Raw genomic sequence first — 2,500 nt, 5'->3', positions numbered from 1 at the left:
TAACACTTCGTGGAGGCCCGAACCCACTGGCGTTGAAAAGCCAGGGGATGAGGTGTGGATAGGAGTGAAAGGCTAATCAAACTCGGAGATAGCTGGTTCTCCCCGAAATATATTTAGGTATAGCCTCGGGGGTTCCGTGATGGGGGTAGAGCACTGAATGGGCTAGGGGCCTCACCAGGTTACCAAACCCAACCAAACTCCGAATACCATCAACGTATACCCCGGGAGTCAGACTGCGGGTGATAAGATCCGTAGTCGAAAGGGAAACAGCCCAGACCGTCGGCTAAGGTCCCCAATTGTATGCTCAGTGGAAAACGATGTGGAAATGCCCAGACAACCAGGAGGTTGGCTTAGAAGCAGCCACCCTTTAAAGAAAGCGTAATAGCTCACTGGTCGAGTGGATCTGCGCGGAAAATGTAACGGGGCTCAAGCATACAACCGAAGCCACGGACTTATATTTCAAAATATGAGTGGTAGGGGAGCATTGTGTAAGCCTGCGAAGGTCAACCGTGAGGATGGCTGGAGGTATCACAAGAGATTATGCTGACATGAGTAGCGAAAATGCGGGCGAGAAACCCGCACACCGAAAACCCAAGGTTTCCTACGTAAAGGTAATCTGCGTGGGGTTAGTCGGTCCCTAAGGCGAGGCCGAAAGGCGTAGTTGATGGGAAACAGGTTAATATTCCTGTACCTCTTTTTACTGCGATGGGGGGACGGAGAAGGGTAGGCAATCCAGGCGCTGGTTGTCCTGGTTCAAGCGTGTAGGGGGGGAGAGCAGGTAAATCCACTTTCCCGTCAACTCTGAGACGTGATGACGAGAGCGTATGCTCATAAAGTTGTTGATCCCATGCTTCCAAGAAAAGCCTCTAAGCTTCAGGTAATTTGAGACCGTACCGTAAACCGACTCAGGTGGGTGAGGAGAAAATCCTAAGGTGATTGAGATAACACTGGTTAAGGAACTCGGCAAAATGACACCGTAACTTCGGGAGAAGGTGTGCCTCCACTAGGTGTAGCGATTTGCACGCGAAGCCGAAGGAGGTCGCAGAGAAATGGCGGTAGCGACTGTTTACTAAAAACACAGGACTCTGCTAAGTCGTAAGACGATGTATAGGGTCTGACGCCTGCCCGGTGCCGGAAGGTTAAGGGGATTTGTTAGCCGCAAGGCGAAGCTTTGAACCGAAGCCCCGGTAAACGGCGGCCGTAACTATAACGGTCCTAAGGTAGCGAAATTCCTTGTCGGGTAAGTTCCGACCTGCACGAATGGCGTAACGATTTCCGCGCTGTCTCAACCAGTGACTCAGCGAAATTGAATTGGCGGTGAAGATGCCGTCTACCCGCGGTAAGACGGAAAGACCCCGTGAACCTTTACTACAGCTTGACAGTGACATTCGGAATAGCTTGTGTAGGATAGGTGGGAGACTTTGAAGCTGGCACGCCAGTGTCGGTGGAGTCGTCCTTGAAATACCACCCTGGTTGTTTTGGATGTCTAACCTAGGCCCGTCATCCGGGTCGGGGACACTGTCTGGTGGGTAGTTTGACTGGGGCGGTCGCCTCCCAAAGAGTAACGGAGGCGCGCGAAGGTTCCCTCAGGCTGATTGGAAACCAGCCGTAGAGTGCAATGGCATAAGGGAGCTTGACTGCGAGACCAACAAGTCGAGCAGGTACGAAAGTAGGTCATAGTGATCCGGCGGTTCTGTATGGAAGGGCCGTCGCTCAACGGATAAAAGGTACTCCGGGGATAACAGGCTGATCTCCCCCAAGAGTTCACATCGACGGGGAGGTTTGGCACCTCGATGTCGGCTCATCGCATCCTGGGGCTGAAGTAGGTCCCAAGGGTTTGGCTGTTCGCCAATTAAAGCGGTACGCGAGCTGGGTTTAAAACGTCGTGAGACAGTTTGGTCCCTATCTACCGTGGGCGCAGGATACTTGAGAAGAGCTGTCCTTAGTACGAGAGGACCGGGATGGACGTACCGCTGGTGTTCCAGTTGTTCCGCCAGGAGCAGTCGCTGGGTAGCTAAGTACGGAAAGGATAACCGCTGAAAGCATCTAAGCGGGAAGCCTCCTTCAAGATTAGGTATCCCTGGGTGTAACAACCCCTGAAGGCCCGTTGTAGACCACAACGTTGATAGGCTAGGTGTGTAATCACAGTAATGTGTTGAGCTTACTAGTACTAATCGGCCGTGAGGCTTGACCATAAAAAAATAAATGGAAGGGGGGTGCTAACCCACCCCCCAACCTATAAAACAGTCAACTCCAAAACTAAACTAACTACAATCCCTCAATTGCAATTGGAAATCAATTAGCAAACAGCTTACAAGCTGGATGCAACCGATTTCTGGTGGCTATGCCGAGGGGGCCACACCCGTTCCCATCCCGAACACGGAAGTTAAGCCCCTCAGGGCCGATGATACTGCACGGGTAGCTGTGTGGGAAAGTAGGTCGCCGCCAGAATTAATAAAACAAACGCCCCGCCAGGTATACCTGAGCGGGGCGTTTGCGT

2 rRNA genes (1 of these 2 cut by a window edge) are annotated in these 2,500 nt (G+C 52.2%); both read left to right on the top strand.

The window, feature by feature from the left end:
* Nucleotides 1–2,195: ribosomal RNA gene (locus B5D39_RS10805) — 23S ribosomal RNA — on the top strand (it extends 762 nt beyond the left edge of the window).
* Nucleotides 2,196–2,334: 139 nt separating this feature from the next.
* Nucleotides 2,335–2,451: ribosomal RNA gene (gene rrf / locus B5D39_RS10800) — 5S ribosomal RNA — on the top strand.
* The last annotated feature ends 49 nt before the right edge of the window (nt 2,452–2,500 follow it).

The sequence above is a fragment of the Trichlorobacter thiogenes genome (genome assembly GCF_900167465.1).
Lineage (GTDB): Bacteria > Desulfobacterota > Desulfuromonadia > Geobacterales > Pseudopelobacteraceae > Trichlorobacter > Trichlorobacter thiogenes.
The sequence above is the reverse complement of the archived record's forward strand: the minus strand, read 5'-3'. Positions and strand labels throughout refer to the sequence as shown.